At 41.9% G+C, this 17,825-nt stretch carries 13 protein-coding genes; 1 reads left to right on the forward strand and 12 read right to left on the reverse strand.

Going from position 1 to position 17,825, the window contains the following annotated elements; genetic code table 11:
• Positions 1-9: 9 nt before the first annotated feature.
• The 11 genes from ACFPA1_RS22975 to ACFPA1_RS23025 form a co-directional block, all read right to left on the reverse strand.
• On the reverse strand, positions 10-1,071 hold the full coding sequence (locus tag ACFPA1_RS22975; protein WP_378585993.1) for a DUF917 domain-containing protein: 1,062 nt from the start codon (positions 1,069-1,071) through the stop codon (positions 10-12).
• Positions 1,072-1,131: 60 nt separating this feature from the next.
• Positions 1,132-2,751: an OPT/YSL family transporter gene (locus ACFPA1_RS22980; RefSeq protein WP_378585995.1), complete on the reverse strand. Its 1,620-nt coding sequence runs from the start codon at positions 2,749-2,751 to the stop codon at positions 1,132-1,134.
• 75 nt (positions 2,752-2,826) lie between these two features.
• Positions 2,827-3,726: a DMT family transporter gene (locus ACFPA1_RS22985; RefSeq protein WP_378585998.1), complete on the reverse strand. Its 900-nt coding sequence runs from the start codon at positions 3,724-3,726 to the stop codon at positions 2,827-2,829.
• A gap of 48 nt (positions 3,727-3,774) precedes the next feature.
• Positions 3,775-4,431, reverse strand: coding sequence for an aspartate/glutamate racemase family protein (locus tag ACFPA1_RS22990; RefSeq protein WP_378586000.1), 657 nt, complete (start codon positions 4,429-4,431; stop codon positions 3,775-3,777).
• Positions 4,432-4,592: 161 nt separating this feature from the next.
• On the reverse strand, positions 4,593-6,119 hold the full coding sequence (locus tag ACFPA1_RS22995; RefSeq protein ID WP_378586003.1) for a PucR family transcriptional regulator: 1,527 nt from the start codon (positions 6,117-6,119) through the stop codon (positions 4,593-4,595).
• A gap of 137 nt (positions 6,120-6,256) precedes the next feature.
• Positions 6,257-7,096 carry a sulfite exporter TauE/SafE family protein gene (locus tag ACFPA1_RS23000; protein WP_378586006.1) on the reverse strand — a complete coding sequence of 280 codons (840 nt, stop codon included), beginning with the start codon at positions 7,094-7,096 and terminating at the stop codon, positions 6,257-6,259.
• A 23-nt stretch (positions 7,097-7,119) separates the two neighbouring features.
• Positions 7,120-8,376 carry an anaerobic sulfatase maturase gene (locus ACFPA1_RS23005; protein WP_378586008.1) on the reverse strand — a complete coding sequence of 419 codons (1,257 nt, stop codon included), beginning with the start codon at positions 8,374-8,376 and terminating at the stop codon, positions 7,120-7,122.
• A gap of 42 nt (positions 8,377-8,418) precedes the next feature.
• Positions 8,419-9,927, reverse strand: coding sequence for a sulfatase (locus tag ACFPA1_RS23010; RefSeq protein ID WP_378586011.1), 1,509 nt, complete (start codon positions 9,925-9,927; stop codon positions 8,419-8,421).
• A gap of 59 nt (positions 9,928-9,986) precedes the next feature.
• Positions 9,987-10,826 (reverse strand): carbohydrate ABC transporter permease, encoded by an 840-nt coding sequence (locus ACFPA1_RS23015; protein ID WP_378586013.1) that lies wholly within the window; start codon positions 10,824-10,826, stop codon positions 9,987-9,989.
• Between the two features lie 18 nt (positions 10,827-10,844).
• Positions 10,845-11,726, reverse strand: coding sequence for a carbohydrate ABC transporter permease (locus tag ACFPA1_RS23020; protein WP_378586016.1), 882 nt, complete (start codon positions 11,724-11,726; stop codon positions 10,845-10,847).
• 64 nt (positions 11,727-11,790) lie between these two features.
• Positions 11,791-13,095, reverse strand: a complete 1,305-nt coding sequence (locus ACFPA1_RS23025; RefSeq protein WP_378586018.1) for an ABC transporter substrate-binding protein — start codon at positions 13,093-13,095, stop codon at positions 11,791-11,793.
• A 288-nt stretch (positions 13,096-13,383) separates the two neighbouring features.
• Here ACFPA1_RS23025 and ACFPA1_RS23030 point away from each other — a divergent pair, with 288 nt between their 5' ends.
• Positions 13,384-14,796 (forward strand): sulfatase-like hydrolase/transferase, encoded by a 1,413-nt coding sequence (locus ACFPA1_RS23030; protein WP_378586021.1) that lies wholly within the window; start codon positions 13,384-13,386, stop codon positions 14,794-14,796.
• A 384-nt stretch (positions 14,797-15,180) separates the two neighbouring features.
• On the opposite strand, the gene ACFPA1_RS23035 is transcribed toward ACFPA1_RS23030, so the two are convergent.
• Positions 15,181-17,805 (reverse strand): polysaccharide lyase 8 family protein, encoded by a 2,625-nt coding sequence (locus ACFPA1_RS23035; protein WP_378586024.1) that lies wholly within the window; start codon positions 17,803-17,805, stop codon positions 15,181-15,183.
• Between the last annotated feature and the right edge of the window lie 20 nt (positions 17,806-17,825).

Below are 17,825 nucleotides of genomic sequence, written 5' to 3' on the forward strand. Positions count from 1 at the left end.
CCCAATCTATTAAAAGCAATATTGCAGAATTGATTTTTTCAGCACGTCCTCAACCGGCTTCATTAGCTTCTCGTTTCGCATCGTGCTGCTTAAAATTAAGTTTTCTTTAGGAACGGCAATAACCGCTATTTGCTTCCCTTTGGCCATTGCGGCAGAAACAATCGGCTCCGCTGTTCTTGCATCAAGGGTCATGATTAAATCAGGGAATGTCGCAAAACGCTCACCATTTTTCTCAATCGTCATGTACTCATTCCAAAAGGTTAACTCATAGGAATCATTGATGATGACAGTCCCGACATCAAACCCGCCTGTTGTTTCGAGTGTGAAATCCGTGACAATCCCTTCAGTGACAACCCTGCCTCCAAGCTTTCTGACCACAGCATCGATCGCTGATTCGCCTATATGGCTTAACAATGCTTCACCCACCTCGATAGCTTGGCGAATCGCACCAGGTGCCCCGTTCGCCTTTGCATAGGCAACTGTTACCGGGTTTCTGGCAACAGCTACCAAGCCGCCAGCCTCAACAGAAGCCTTCCGGACCATCGTGGCTACCTTATCAAGGGAACCAGTTAAACTTAGCTCCATAAAATTTGCACCTTTTCCACCAACGGCAGCCTGATGAGAAACATAATCAGACAGCTCAGAGAGATTCATCGACCCCATCGAGCCAGTTGGATGGGCCCGCCCGTTACAAGGTATGTCAATGACCGGAATGCCTGTTACAGCTGCTTGAAACCAGCCATTCACCGATGTTCCAGCGCCATTTTCATTTGTGATAATCCCCTGTATCGGCCGGCCGATTTTTTGTGAAAGCAGCTCCAGCGCTCTTGAATAATGGATCGGTTTCAAAAATTTATCCTTGGCTGCCGGTGCCCCGACTAATGACACAGTCACAAGCAAATCTTCATCTTTCAGTTCATCCACGGTATAAAGCTCAGGCTGGCCAACCTCAACAGCCAGATTGCCAATTTGCAGGCCCTCTTCGATCCAGCCTCCGCCTCCGCCGCCCAGAACGGCGCCGCCATACACTGCATATTCGACCATTTTTTTATCTAAGGTAATCTTTGTCAAAATATTTCGCCTCACTCTTTTAAAAATCGTTAACTGCTTGGACCGCTATTTTTTCAAAAATTACTTACCCATCTTGAAGATAGAGTTAAAGAAGCTGAATAATGCATCTCCGGCAATGAAGCCTGCCGCTAAAATGCTCATTGGCGCCTCTGCTTCTTTGCCTTTTGCTTTTGTCCAAATAATGCGGATTAAGATACCGCTAAGAACAGCCCAGCATGCATAAGGTGTTAGGATTAACAAACCTGTTGCAAACAAGACCCCTAATTGACGGCTTGGACCGCCGATAAACTGCACAATCGCACCAGGTATCGCCCAAAGAAGCAGCTTCAGGGCAACATCCGAAGAAGCACCTGCTTCAATTGTTGAAACATACACCGTATCAATCGGTGGAACGAGGTTTTGAGCAAAATAACCTTTGTACGTAACGATAACCGTTAATAAAGCAACACCGAAGCCAATCATGGCGGTAACATATTGCTGTTTTCTACCTGCCACCTCAAACTCTTTATCCTTACCTTCACCGCGAAGGATATGACCAGTCTTAAAGTCGTAGCCCATATCGGCAAAAGCAGGACCTGTAGCGGCGCTAAAACCGGCAAGCAATGCCAGAGCCACTGGAGGGAAACCAATCATCATCCCGATTAACAACGTGATAAATGCAACCGCAAAGGCCGGGAACCAACCGGAGTGCATGGCGGCAATCCCAACAATCAACTCGTGAACAAAGGCTGCAAATGCGGCAAAAACCATGAAACCAATCAACATGCCAGCGGACATATGGGTGATCATCCCGCCGGTAATAGCGATGATTAAAGCAATGGCTAGATACGCAATGAAACCAAGTCCAAGTGCCCGTTTTGCTTCCTTAATCGGGCGGGTAAAGGCCGCATCATCCGCTTCAATCGCGGCAGCCACCTCATTTTCGGTAGACTTGGAAGCTCCTTTTTGTTTTGCAAAAATTAACATTGAAACCTGGATTAAAGCAACAATACCTGCACCAATCATGATGCCGTGAGCAATATAAAGCTTGTTCACGTCAATTCCGAACCATGGAACCGAATACTGACGAATCATCAAACCGATTCCAAACATCGTAAGAGCCCAGATATTTCCGATAAACGCAACCCCGAACGCGGACATCGGAATATGCAGGAAGGAACCTAAAATCCCAATCCCAGTCCCTATTCCAAGAAGTCCGGCCCGCTTGCCGCCTTTATCCCCGGCAAGGATGGATTCCGCGGTTGCTACACCAGGCGCCCAAGTATTCTTTGCAGGGAAAAGCTTGGAATCAAATAGCTTATAAAGGATGCCAGCGTCGACAAACATAGCTAGCGCAGCACCAATTAACATTGGAAAAATCAATTCTGTTTTTCCCATTAAAAATGGAATACCGATTGGGATTAACAAGCTATTTGCTGCCCCAAACGTAGCGGCAGAAATAGACGTTTGAACAAGGTTCTGACGGTGAATCGATTTAAATCTCTTAAAAATTTCAATTGGTATCCTTGCAATTAACATGGCGATTAAAGCGCCAATGATCGAGGTATTAGGTGTTACCCCAAGGGTTGTAACGATTTGCATACCGATAATAGAACCAAATACTGCGGTGATAATCGTCAGAATGAGAGCTGCAGGCTCGAATACCCTAGGATGGCTTTTTTCGACTTTTTCATGATTCATATGATAGCCTCCAGTCAAAATTAGTGGTTTTAAAAAGATTTGAAAGAATGCAAAAACTCTCGGTACACAATTCTATTATTTTTCCAATGCCTTGTTTGCCTGAAAGAAGTTTTTCCTAAGAAAACCTCTTTGCACAGTTCCTAAAAGAATTCCGATAAACACAAGTCCCGCGCCGGCCAGCTTGGCGCCCGTAAGAGGCGTCTGATTAATGAAAAAGTCCAGCAGCATCGTCATGATCGGCTGAAGATTAAGCACAATCGCTGCTTTCGCTGCCCCTACATCATTCATAGCCTTATTCCAAAGCAGCGACGTTATACCTTGGCCAATCAGCACGGACAGGACGGCAAACATCCAAATGGATATAGACACGCTCCAGCCCACCTTCGTTCCTATGACTAGAAAGGGATCATAGATAACTGCAGCAAACAAAAAGCTATACGTTGTAATGATGAACGGTGATAGCCGTTTCGAAAGCAGCCTGACAAAGATGAGGTTGCACGCAAACGTCGTCGTTGCCCCCAGCAATAGTAAATCACCCACATTGAATCGGAATTGTCCTTTCACTGATAAAACAAAATATAATCCGATTATGGCTACTACACTTCCGAGAATCATCTGCGGTGTGATTTTTTCTTTTAGAAAGACCGCTGCCAAGCCGGCGGTAATGAGCGGCGCCATGCTAAAAATTAACGAGGCATTGGCCGCTGTGGAATACTTTAACCCGGTAAACAAAAAGACTTGGTTGGCTGTCAGTCCGATTAATCCGGCGCAGCAGAAAAGGATGAACTCCTTCCGCTTTAGCCGCGCAAAAGATTTGCTGAAAAAAGCGATCACGCAAAAGAATACCGAAATCACCGTCAAGCTGAAAGCGGATAGAAAATAAGGAGAAAATTCCTTTAGCAAGAACTGCCGGGCCAGATAGTTCCCTGCCCAAATCAGCACACAAGCCAAAAGGATGAGATAAGACTTAACCAAGGATTTACCCTTCTTTCAAAGGTGAACTAATGAAATACTTGACACCCATTACTGGACATTTTTTGAAAAAAGCTGCTTGTAAAGTGCGGAAGCAAATAATCCTTCTGCCTCCACGGCATCAATAATTGGAACCTGTAATTCTTCCCGGAGCAGGCCGGCCAATCCAATCGTTGAGAACCCGGTGCAGGCAAACACTATCGCCTTCGCTCCTTTGTTTAATAACTGCTGCGCAGCCTCTAATCCTTTCTCACGTCCGGACGGAGTCAGCAAATCGGTGGTGTTGGTTACACCTTCAGGGCGGACATAACCGACCAACTGATCACCCAAGAGGTTCTTGATTACGTCCGGCGCCGTTTCTGTAATCCCAAGAACGCCTACAGGCTGTCCAATAGCCAAAGCAGTAAGGGCCGCTGCACTTCCTGCTCCAATAACCGGGATGGAGATTTCTTCGCGAAGTTCCTTAATAGCTGGGTCAGCAGCACAACTAATCACCAAAACCTGACAGTCCTCCTGCTCCAGTTCTTTTCCCAATTGGACGATTTTAGGAACTGCCAGTTCCTCTGTTTCATCATTATAAATTCCTAAAGGCTGATCAGGAATGCATCTGCTGATGGTAGGGAGATCATAATTCTGTGATATAATTTTTCCGTGCTGTTCAAGGATTTCTTCCTTGTCCGTTGTAAAAACCCTTATCACACCAATCATTCGAACAACTCCTTTCTGATTGACTTTCTATAATTTCTGAAAAGATAGAAAGTATAGAATGTTTAAATTCTAAAATAGTTTTCCCCTCCTGAACACGTCCCAGCAAACCAAAAATAAAGAGGGTCCTTTGTGCCGTGAGCACAAAGGACCCAAAATAAGCCCTATTCATTTTTTAACAGATGATAGCTAAGACAAAAGAAAAGAACAACTCTTTCATGACTATTTTCGATGTCAAAACCGAATAGCTCGAGGGTTTTATCAATTCTGTATTTTACAGAATTTCGATGTAAAAACATATGCTTGGCTGTTTCCTTCAGGCTTCCGCGGGTAAATAAATAATAGTAAAAGGTTTTCAATAAGTCTGTTCCGTTCTTTTGGTCATATTGAGAAAGCCTTCCGATTCTTTTCTCAACAAATTTGTCTATATCTACATATTCCGCGGCATCCATGATTAACTGAAACAATTCGATTTCCTCAAAGGTAAAAACCTTTTTCATATTATCTACTCTCGAGCCCAACATAATCGCTGATTTAGCTTGCAAATAGCTTTGCTGTACGTCCCAAAGAAGCATCTTTTCGCCGAAGCCGAACCGAATTCCCTTCCATTCACAAATGCATGACTGCAATTTTTCCCGCCAAGTAGTCTGTTCCGTACGTTGATGATTCGATTGGGATTCCTGATTGTGAGAACCAAGCAGCAAAATCAGGCGATCTCCAAGCCAATGGATATGGGACTTTACAGGCAGCTTTTGTGATTCATCGGAAAGAAATCTACTTAGCTTTTCCATGAATGAAGAGATATCTGCCTTGTCGCCCTCAACGATGACTATTTCCCACAAGGCATCTGGTTTTAAGCCTAATTGGTTCCCTTTACTAATGATTTCCTGTTTAGACAACGGCAGACCGGACAGTAGTTCCTCAATAAAATTACTGCGCAGCTTTTTCTCAGTATCCAAAGCTGTTTTTCTTCTCATTAATTCCAGTGCAAAGACGAGCCGAGCTTGCTCGATACAAACCTGATCGAGTTCACCCAGTTCATCCTTATCAACGAACAGTTTACCCGCTGTTTCCTTGTCCACCCTTATCACCCAGGAACGCGCATGGGGGGAAGAATGGAAGTGGGCTTCAGATGGTGAAGCAACGATTGTTTCTCCAGTATTATCAATCAGCCAGATCGGAGAATTCAGCAATGCGGCAACATTATCTGCAACGGTTTGGATACCAGTGTTTTCGAGAACCAACATGGTGAGCATCTTATGAATTTCTTCCGATTTTCGAAGCAGAGAGGATTGCTTATCGATGATTTGTTCCATTACCGCCTGCGTAATATCTATGTAGGGAATTCCTTTTGGAAGCTGGATGATGGGTAAATCAAAAGTATTGCTCATTTGAATCATCGCAGCAGGAATTTCATGGATAAATCGTTCCGGCTTGATTGCTAGCGCCGCAGCATTAGCCTCCGCCATTTCCTTGACTAGTTTCGGAAGCAAGCCCAGTTCGTGACGGATGGAATAGGCAGTCGTCAGCAGCAGCATACCCTCCCGAAGCCAGCCGCTTATATCCGGCACCTCCATGATATCGATATATCTTACAATCCGGTTTAACCCTTTCTCCCCGCTAATCACCCTAGCATCCTTTAAAACCGGAAGTTGAAGCAGCTCATTCAAAGTAATCCCCGCAGAATTCACCAAACTCACCTATTTCGTAACAAAATAAACTATCAACAGTTTACCACAATCGTCCCGATTTATCGCATAAGCGAAGCACGGGGACGGTTCTTGTGCCTCACAATTGTGAGGCATCGGAACCGTCCCCGTGCTTCATTTTAGGAAAAATACATCCGAACCCCAATAAATATTAACAGTACAGATAGCATTTGGATGATGACTTTGCCGGGGATTTTTTGAGAGAGCAGGACCCCGATTTGTGAACCGACGATCACACCGATACCGCCAAAGATGACAGCTGGCCAATCAACATGGCCATAGAATAGCTGCGCCATCACACCGATCGTTGAATAAAGACATAGCGAAAAAATGGACGTGGCCGCCGCATTGTGCGTCGGTACTTTAAATACATAGATTAAGATGGGAACAAGAAGCCAGCCGCCGCCGATTCCGAGATAACTGGATAAAATGCCGATCACTAACCCGAGCGGGATCAGCCATTTTTTCAACGATTGGCTCTCTTTCTCGTCCTTGATAACCTCCGTATCAAAAGAACCCGCATTTCCCCCGGAAGCACTGACCGCTATGTATGCATACCCATCAGAAGGCTGGTGTCTTTTTAATTTATCCGGAAGATTTTTGGTAAATAAAAAGATACCCAATCCAACCAACAACGTAGCAAATATCACATAGAAGTAACTAGATGAATAGAGTTGGAGCAGCCAAACCCCAAGAAAGGAACCAGGCAGGGCACCAATAGCGAGCGTAAGCCCCGTTCTATATTGAATCTTCTCTTGCTTTGCATAACCAACTACACCAGACAAAGAATTAATTAACACGATAATAAGTCCTGATCCTGCAGCAATTGCAGGCTCCATTTTAAAAAGAAGCAGCAGTGCCGGCACAAAAATAAAGCCGCCGCCGGCACCGACAATCGTTCCATAACCTCCAGCCAGGATCCCAATCAGTAAAAGCAAGAAGCCTGTTGTTAGATCCATTTTCATTCCCCCATTAAGGAAAGTTAAACCATTTGAACAAATTTTTCACAGCATTTTTTGAACTTCTTCCCGCTCCCACACAGGCACAAATCATTTCTTTCAGGCTTTGGGCGCCCTGCCTTAAGATGATTTTGCAGCCATTGAAGCTTTATACTTTCTGCTAATCTTTCCATCCGTTCATGTCCATGCTTATAAACCTGCATGTAGCTTTCACAGAAATAATCTGGATTCACCTTCTCATCTGCTTGGTTCCAGGCTCGATTTCTTGGACAGCCGCCATGGCATAGCTTTAAGAACTCACAGCTTTTGCACTTCTCCGGCAAAGTAGGCTTCAAGCCAAGAAAATCATCATACTTTGGACTATTAAGGATGTCGATTAGTGAATCCTGACCAACATTCCCAAGCATATAATCATCATTAATATAAAAATCGCACGGATAGGCGTCGCCATTTTGTTCTAGAATCAGCGTTTTTGGACAGGTCTGACGGTGAATACATAATTCCGCCTCCTGATGCAGATAGGCACTCAGAATGTTATCGAAGAAACGGACAGACCGGTTCGGATTGCCGTCGTTATACCAGATGTCAAACGCCTCACATAAAAACTGACCGTATTGTTCCGGAGTAATCAGATATTGCCCCGGCTTATTTGGCTCCTGCGCCCGAAAGTCCATACAAGGTATAAACTGCACATGAGAAAAGCCTTCTTGCTGATAAAACTCCATCAGCTCTTTTGCCCGCCACACATTGTCTTGATGAATGACCGTTAAGATATTAAAATCGACATGATGCTTTCGCAAGTAATCAATTCCACGCATTACCCGGTCAAAGCTTCCCTTCCCATGCCCGGTCACCCTTCTCGCATCATTGACTTCCTTTGGGCCATCAAGACTGACACCAATGAGGAAATTGTATTGTTTAAAAAATCCTGCCCATTCCTCGGTAATCAGCGTCGCATTCGTTTGCAGCGAGTTGCTGATGATGGTATTTTTTGGTGCGTACTTTGCTTGCAGAAACACAACCTGTTTAAAAAAATCCAAGCCGGCTAATAGCGGTTCCCCTCCCTGCCAGGCAAAGGAGGCTACCCCGTTGGTCAGCACCATATATTCTTTGATGAATTTTTCAAGGATAGCTGGATCGATTTTATCAATTTTCCCGGGCTGGCCGCCGCAGCCGCTATAATAACAATAATCACAAGCGAGATTGCACGCTTCGGAAACGGTTTTCCACATGACACCGATATGTGAATGTTGTTGGGAAGTTAAACAGCCCTGCGCCATTTTGATTATCTCCTTCTTGTTGTAAAATTTGGTCCTTCGTCCTTATGCATGTGAAATTCTCGGCATTGGCAGCTGCTCTTTATGCAGCTCTGCCCAGGCGTATTTTAATAGAAGCTCTTTTTTCAACTCTTGATAGTCAGGATGGTCCCATAAATTATTTACTTCCTTTGGGTCCTCCTTGAGGTCAAATATTTCACCATAGGTTTGCCGATAATAGATGGTTATTTTATATCGATCATCCACGTAGGTTTTTTGATGAATAGTCGTTGGCTCGTGGCGGAACTCACATAGGATGTGATCCCTTGCTTTTTCTTTGCTGCCAAGCCAAACATCCTTTTGGTTTTCGCCCGACATAATGGGCGGGACAGGGATGCCGGCTATTGATAAAAAGGTCGGAGCCAAATCAACCAGCGATTGCATGGCATGCGATTCCTTTTGCGCTGGAACCTTGCCAGGATAGCGGACAATAAATGGAAGTTTAATCAAATCCTCATAATGAAACCCGCCTTTGTACTGCAACCCATGCTGGCCGAAGAAATGACCGTGATCTGTTGTAAACACAGCAATGGTATCATCGGCGATGCCCAATTCATCCAGCTTATCTAGAATCTTACCAATATACTTATCCATAAAACTAATCATACCATAGTAGTTCGCCACTAATTTTTTTCGGTCGTCTTCCGGCAGCAGGTGGGAGTGATAGCCGTGAATGCCAAAGCCTGTTTCCGCCAGGTAGGAAAAATCAGGATTCTCCTCCTGCGTCTTTTGAAAATGCGGCGGATTCTTCTCATGTTCTCCCGGGGAAAGTTCCGGAATCGTCAGCTTATCAGGGTCATACATTGAGGCCCACGGTTCAGGAACTAAATAAGGAGGATGCGGGTCGGGAAAACTCGCCCATAGGAAGAAATTTTCGTCCTGCTCTTGGTAGGTTTCGAGAAGCTCATTTGTTTTTTCCGCAATAAAACTATTATAGTGATATTCTTCAGGAATCCCCCACTGATAGGTGATAGACGGATCCATCGTTCCAGTTGGCGGCATATAATACTGCTTCCAGTCATGGTACCCCTTCTCCTCCAGCCAAGCCACATAATGCTGACCTACTAAATATTCATTGGTGTGGTTACGAAGCAGTTCGATTTTTTCAAAGCCATAGAATGGCTGATTGAAAGATTTCCAGAACTCGATATCCTGAAGGAGCGGCATTGACTCCAGCGACGTGTATTCATCCGTTGCTCGCGTCGGTTGGAAATGAGCTTTGCCTACAAGTGCAGTCCGATAGCCATTTTCAACGAAAACATCTCCGACTGTCAGATGATCCTCGTTTAGTTTTGTTCCTAGTGTCCAGGCACCGTGCTGGCTTGGATAGGTGCCAGTGATAATGGACGACCTTGCCGGCGTACAGGTAGGATTCGGACAATAGGCGCGCTGAAATGTCGTTCCTTCCCTTGCCAGCCGGTCGAGGTTCGGGGTTGAAATCTCAGGGTTAAAGGCACCGATTGTATCGTAGTGCTGCTGGTCGCTGGTGATTAGTAAGATATTTGGCTTTTTCATAATCTTAACACCCCTCCGATTGAAAAATATTATATTTGTATTCCGAAGGATTTGATAAGCTACTTCCCGCTTCCGGCTGTCATCCCTTCAATAACACGATCAGAGAGCCAGAAATAGAACAGTAGAATTGGGGTAATAACTATAATAACTCCTGCCAACAGTCCTACCCAATCCGAGTTATACTGCATGGATAAATAGAATTGATACAACCCAACTGACAACGTATATTTATCATCCACGTTTATATATGCTTTAGCTAAAAGAAACTCATTCCATAACCCCACGGCGTTTAAGGTTACCACTGTAATAATACCTGGTCGGGCCATAGGCAACATGATTTTCCAAAACGTTTGGTTTGCGGTAGCTCCATCAATAGCAGCAGCTTCCTCAATTTCTGTCGATAATGTGTTAAAAAAGCCAGTTAAAATAAAGATTGAAAACGGTAAGGATAAAGCAACATATACAACAATTAATCCAAAAAGGGTATTGATTATTCCCAGTTTTAATAGAACAAGATAAATAGGAATTAGGACTGCTTGATATGGAATCCCTATCCCAATAACAAATGAATTCGTGATAAATTCTCTTCCTTTAAAACCTATTCGGGACAATACGTAGGCAGCTGGAGCTGAAACTGCAACAATCCCGATAACAGACAGTGTAACTACAAAAATAGTATTTAAAAAGTAACTAGCTAAATCTGATTGTATCCATGCTGTATAATAATTTCCCCATTGAAATTCTTTTGGCCAAGACCAAATACTCGTAAATAGTTCCTGATTGGTTTTTAGGGATGATAGGAATACCCAAAAAAGCAACAATAAAATAAAGAGGGCCCATAGATAAACAAATCCCTTTCCAAGAAAAGAAAAAGCCCCGAAAAAAATCTTTTTTCCCATTATCGATTCCCCCCCAATTTAAAATTCATAAACATCTCGTCTAAATAACTTTCTTCCAAAAACTACAAAGATTACAACAATCAATACCATTGAAACCGCAATAGCACTTGAATATCCCAAATCATAAATCGGTGTCCGTTCACCAAACCCTAACAAATATTGATACAGTGCTGTATTCCAGATTCTCACTGGCGGTTCTGCTCCCCCTAGTGCAAAAAGGAAGTCAAACAAGCGGATAGCATGAATTCCCCATAGAATAATAGCAATGGACATTACATCCCAGATTAGGGGCAAGGTAATCTTCACGAAAATTTGAAAGGTTGAAGCTCCCTCGATTCTTGCTGCCTCAAAAAGTGTATTAGGAATCTTATCCACACCCGCAAGTAAAAGAACCAGATACAAACCTACACTATACCAAACAATACTTATGAGTGCTGACGACATGATATTTTGAGGCCCGGTCCAATTTATAGGATCTACATTAAACGCACCAAGAATTGAGTTAAATAATCCAATGTCATACCGATATAGATAATTCCAAATAACAGCCATAGCAACTGGAGCGATTATATGAGGGAAAAAAATAATGGCCCGAATTGCTTTTTTTGCCTTTAGTCCATGACTCATCAACGCAGTAAATAAAAAGCTGATGAGGAAAACATAAATTCCCCCGACTACTAAGATTAACATCATGTTTTTAAAAGAACTCCAATAAACAGGATCTCTAAAAATGCGAGAATAATTTTCTAAACCTACAAACTGCATTGCTTCGTTAAACCCAGACCACTTTTGAAAACTAATATACCCCCCATAAAAAGCTGGGATAAGGAAAAACCCTAGATATAATATAATAGCTGGCAATAAATAAGGAACAATGAGTTTTTTTCTACTTCGTTCCATCAAACAGCCTCCTTTAATGAACCCGTCTTCTAAGGGAGTAAGAAGACGGGTCACCTGTATTACCTTAATTTTTTTGCCAATACTTGATAGACTGAGCTTTTAATTCTTTTATAAAATCCGAAGCAGTAATTTCTCCAAAAACCAACTTATCATCTAATGGTAAAAACACTGTCTTCCACCATTCAGGATAAGCTTCTCTTAATCCATCATATACCGGGTGATAACCCGTACTTGTTTCAATCATAGATTTAAAATCTTTAAGAGTTTCTGGTGCTGGAATATCTTTACGAGAACTAATAACACTTGATTTACCACTTAATTCTTGCTGATATTTCTTCTGCATCGCAAAAGCTAAGAAGTCTTTTGCTGATCCCACGTTACCACCCTTAGGTACAGTCCAGCCAATTAAATAAAATTCTGTACTATGATAGTCCCCTTTACCACCTTCTACCTGAGGAAAAGGGAAAGCACGATAACTAAATCCTGCAGGGGCATAGGAACTTGTTTCCTTTGAAAGCCAGCTACCATTAAGAGTCATCCCCGATTTACCTTGGGCCCATGCAGTTTGTGCAGCTGGATATTGACTGCCCTGATATCCCTCCATAAAGAACCCTGCTTTAACGATTTCTTCAATTTTTTCAGCCGCTTGTAAGAAGCCCGGGTCATCCCATGATGCACCTGTTTTATCTCCAGCTGCCTCTTTGAATTTTGAAGGTCCGAGAATTCTATTCGTTAGCCAATAATAATAGTAAGCATTATAAAAATCGATATTTCCATCTTGAGCCAGCGGTGCGATACCTTCTGATTTCATCTTTTTACCGATTGAAACAAATTCATCCCATGTTTTTGGTGCAGATACCCCAAGTTCTTTAAATAACTTTTCGTTATAGTGAAAACCTGAATTAATCACTTCATAGGGAATAAAGACTACATTGTCTTTGTATGTTACTTTTTCTAGCAAGTTATCAATTAATACACTTTCAAATGGGACTTTTTCATTTGGTATCTGTTTTTCAAGTAAGTCGTTTAAAGGCTCTGTCAAATCCTTACTGATCAAAGTTCCCATCAATTCATCAAAAGATTTATCAGTCAAATCAGGTGCGTCGTTTGATAATGAAGCAGTTCGGACCTTTGCCAAAACCTGCCTCCCCATCCATTGAACGTCTATATCTACATTTGGATTAGCTTTTTCATAGTCATCAATGATTTTTTGAATGACGATCTGCTGAGCTTCACCTTTGTTCCACATGGACCAATACTTTAGTGTAACTTTGTCTGCTTTTGTACTCGAAGCCGAATTACTGCATGCTGTTGCCAGCAATAATGAAAAGATCATTAAACCAACCGTAAACAATTTTATTAGTTTCATTAGTACCCCCCTATTCTTCGAAACCCTTAATTGCCTTTATAACATCAACCGATAATTTGAAAAAATACTTTGTTGCATCCCACCCCCCAAGACTATTAAGCTCCGAATTTAATTCGTTCTGTAAATTGCATTTATTCTGAAATTTATTTATAATTATAAATGTTAACGGGTTGTTGGGTCAACCCGTTATAGGTATATAATTATTAAAATACTTTGTTGAACCCCTAACTACGCGGTGTTTCAGTGTAACAACAAAATATATAATCAAATTTCCTGGGAGGATTTCCTATGACTTTTAAAAACTCACAAAACAAGCCGAACATTGTTTTTATCCTTTCGGATGACCAAGGTGCATGGGCAATGGGGTGTGCAGGTAATACCGAAATTAAAACCCCAAATTTAGACCGTCTTGCAACAAATGGCATTAGATTTGAAAACTTTTTTTGTACTTCACCAGTGTGTTCACCTGCTAGAGCATCCATGCTAACGGGGCGTATCCCTTCTCAGCATGGAGTACATGATTGGATAAGAGAAGGTAATACAAAAGATAATCCAATTGAATACTTAGAAAACCAATTAACTTACGTAGATTTGTTAGCAAAAAGTAACTATACTTGTGGCATTAGCGGTAAGTGGCACCTAGGTAATAGCACGTTACCACAAAAAGGCTTTACCCATTGGTATGTACATGAATCAGGCGGCGGCCCATACTATAATGCCCCAATGATTCGTAATGGCGAAAGAATAATAGAACCGGAATACATTACAGATGCAATTACAAATGATGCCCTTCAATTCATTGATAAAAATTCAAAATCCGATCAACCTTTTTATTTGAGTGTCCATTACACAGCGCCTCATAGTCCATGGGTTGGTCATCACCCTCAGGAATACCTAGATTTATATTCAGATTGTACTTTTGATTCTTGCCCCATAGAAGAAAACCATCCATGGATGATCAAAAATCCACCTGGATATCAACATTCAAGAGAGAAGAATCTCCAGGGATACTATGCTGCAGTTTCTGCAATGGATATGAACATCGGACGTATTCTTGATAAACTTGAGCAACTTGGATTATCAGAAAATACACTTGTTTGTTTCTTTGGGGACAATGGTATGAACATGGGTCATCATGGAATTTGGGGAAAAGGAAATGGTACGTTCCCACAAAACATGTACGACACTTCTGTAAAAGTTCCAGCCATTTTGAGTCAACCCGGAAGAATTCCACTCGGCAAAGTAAACGATTCACTTTTAAGTGGCTATGATTTTATGCCTACCATCCTTGAGTATGTAGGTATTGAAAATCCTATCTCCAACGAACTCCCTGGAAAAAGTTTTAACTATATACTAGAAGATAAGGAGATAGAAGAAAGAGAGAGTGTCGTCGTTTTTGATGAATATGGTCCTGTAAGAATGATCAGAAGCAAGGAATGGAAATATGTTCATAGATATCCTTATGGACCTCACGAACTGTATGATTTAGTTAATGACCCAGACGAAAAGAATAATTTAATTGATGTGCCTCAACTGAACGATATTGTTTCTAAAATGAGAGAACAATTGGACGAATGGTTTTTCCAATTTGTAGACCCTGCTATAGACGGTGCCCGTGAACCTGTATACGGAAATGGTCAAATTTCATTAGCCGGAAAAAAGAGTAAGGGAAAGAAATCTTACGCAACATGGGATGAGTAATTAATAGAAAGATTTTTTAATAGAAAAAGATTTTTTAGATTAAAAGAAAGGCCGGTGGTTATTTTTGATTCACCGGCCTTTCTTATTATTCTTTCCAGTCATAACATCCCAATTTGCATCCTAAAGCGGTAGCATTTTAATCTACAAATATGCCTAACTCGACAATGGTAGCTTGAATTAAAGACATTTTAGACTCTTACTTATGCCGATTTGTCTTTTAAGAAGCCTCATCAAAGACATTTTTGTCTTCTTCTCATGCCGTTTTGTCTTTAAGAAGCTTCATCAAAGACATTTTTGCCTTCTTCTCATGCCGTTTTGTCTTTAAGAAGCCTCATCAAAGACATTTTTGACTTCTCCTCATGGTGTTTTGTCTCTAAAGCCAGATTACCCTTTAATCTTGAACTTAATTTCAAAGCTCTTTCCATTAGAATTCTTAGAGTCAATATGAATTAAAGCTTTTTTACTAGATACGGATACTTTCACACCCTCGCTTGCTTCCACTACTACTGGCTTCGGCAACGCAACTTCAAGCTTCATTTTTTCCAAGCTGAGCGTCGGGTCGGAGACGGCAACGGTTACCGTATCGCCATCCTTCTTTACTAGAATTGATGCTGGATTATAGGATGTTACATTACTGACCGTTCTCTTTTTATCACCAAAAAAGTTAAATCCTTTTAGCCCAAGCTTCGTCTGCTCAACAGCATGGACATCCTCGGTGTTAGCTAAAATTTTCACACCTGGATTATTTGCATACTGTTCCGTTTCGTTTTCACCAAAGTTCGGCAAAATTACATAAGCATATTTAGCATTTTGCGGATTTTCTCCATGTTCCATTCCTAAGGTAAAGAAGTTTTTAGTAACCTTAGTATCCGGATTGCCAGTACGGATTTTTCTTAGGCTTTCCGTTACCGTGTTTGTTGAAACCTGGATATTGGAAAGCTCAGGGAAGTAATAACCTACCTTTGTTCCTTCTCCATTCGTATTGAAATGAATCCATTTTAGGTCGTATTGACCATTAGCCGGGTTCGCTAATTTAACATTTTCATAGGTTTCCCCAGCCACGGAACTCGTTTCATTTTTGTCGAACATACGGTTATCAATAGTAGAAATAACCTCTCTCCCCAGCTGATCCTGAATACCAGAACCTAACAGGACGATTTCGTCATCAAACATAAAGGCTGATTTATTGGCATTGGCATTTTTATATGCGACAAAGTCTTCAGGGAGCAGCCCTGCCTGTTTATCCCGATAACCAATCTCATCACCAAGCTGGATACCGGAAACTCCGTATTTCCCAAGCTTGACTCCTCCAGAGTAATGATTTGTTCCTACTGGAAAATAAACATAATCATTTTGCGAAACTGACGATGCATAGAAATTTAATGGATGATTGGTATTTTCATAGAAAAGCTTTCCACCATACAGCTCGGGAATAGTTTTTCTCTCCTCTACAGGCACAGTGGTCCCTGGGAGTTTATAAGGATCAATGGCTGCCAAGTAATCAGCCCCAAATGACTTTGTCTGATCCCTTCCTGATAAATATAAGTAATACGCGCCATCGCCTTGGAACCATGGCATTAAGTTTTCGCCACTCATATACTCATACTTGCTGATTCGGTCAGAGCTTCTAGAAAAAGCAAACGCAAAGGAATCCCGTAAATGAACTGTTTTATCCATTAAATTAAACGCATAATGATTTTCTTCCGCAATCGCGTCTTTAGCCTCAATTTGGCTATCTGCCATGATGTTGTTAAAGGTAATAATGGCATTATAGGAGGTGAAGGAGTTTGGATTAATCCCTCCTTTGGACGTTTGCGCAATATATTTGATGTAGGATTTTAAACGCTTACTGTCCTCCTTATTTAGTTTGTTCGATAAATCTAGCATTGCTTCCACGATGCTTGTTACATCCTGATACCCTGTCCCCGTTCTTGAAACTGCTCGACCTTTGACGATTTCCATCATATACCCTTCAAAGATAACGGGGGAGAACCCTTGATATAACCAATTCTGAACGGTTGGAACCAATATTTCTTCCGGATTGTAAGAACTGCCGTTTAAAATATTCATGGTTTGCATAATCCGATTTAAGAGAACTTTTCCATAAGAACCGGTATAAGCAACTCGGTGGTGCTGGATAAATGAGCCGTCCTCATAAAATCCATCCGTATTCCCATTCACAATATGATTAGGGTCGATCGTTTGAAAAACAGTCAGGATATTGGCCACTGCCTTTGAAACCCGCTGCCCATCTCCAGTAAGTGCCCCTTGGATAATTCGGTTGGTGGCAATATCGGCAAGGTTGGCGCCTGTGTGTTGACGGGCGGTTAAATCAATATCTCCGTCTTTTCCATTTCTTAAATAAAGGTCCATGGACTTAACATAGTTATCGATTAATTCCGGTTTAGAAGCTCTAATCTCATCCTCTAATAAAAGCAGGATTTTCGTAACATTGATTGGGGCGCCTATTTCCCATTCATACCAGTTCCCGTAGTAACCCTTTTCCTGGTCTGCAAAGTGATTGGCATACAGCCAATCCAACCCATCAATGACCTTATTGATCAGTTCCTTATTTTCGTAAAAATTATTCCCGGCTTGGCTAGGATCTTTATAGGTCTTGGCAGCCAGCGCCATTTGGTATAAATATAAAAAGGAGTTGCTTAAATTTTTGGGATCTTCTCCAAGAACGACGCCTTTGAACAGACCTTGTGCCCTTCCCTCTATTGGAAGGAAATCCCCAAGTCTAGTATTGGCTGTATTATGGACAGAATTGATTTTACTGACTAGCGATGGGTTCGTATTCAAACTTTCATTGCCAACCAGATACTCTTTAAAGTTTACCTTTAATTGATTAAGGTCGTTTACAGTCTCTGCTGGGTTTGTCTCGGTGACAGCAGATGCCGACGGTTCAGAAGCCTGAACAGAGTTGTTGAAATCTATCGCCGGAACTGTTAAAAAGGTCGTTAATGTTACGGATGTCGCTAAAATTTTCTTTAGATTTTTCCCCATAAATACACCATCCTAAAAAG

The sequence above is a fragment of the Neobacillus sp. GCM10023253 genome, assembly GCF_042653105.1.
Classification (GTDB): Bacteria; Bacillota; Bacilli; order Bacillales; family Cytobacillaceae; genus Neobacillus; species Neobacillus citreus.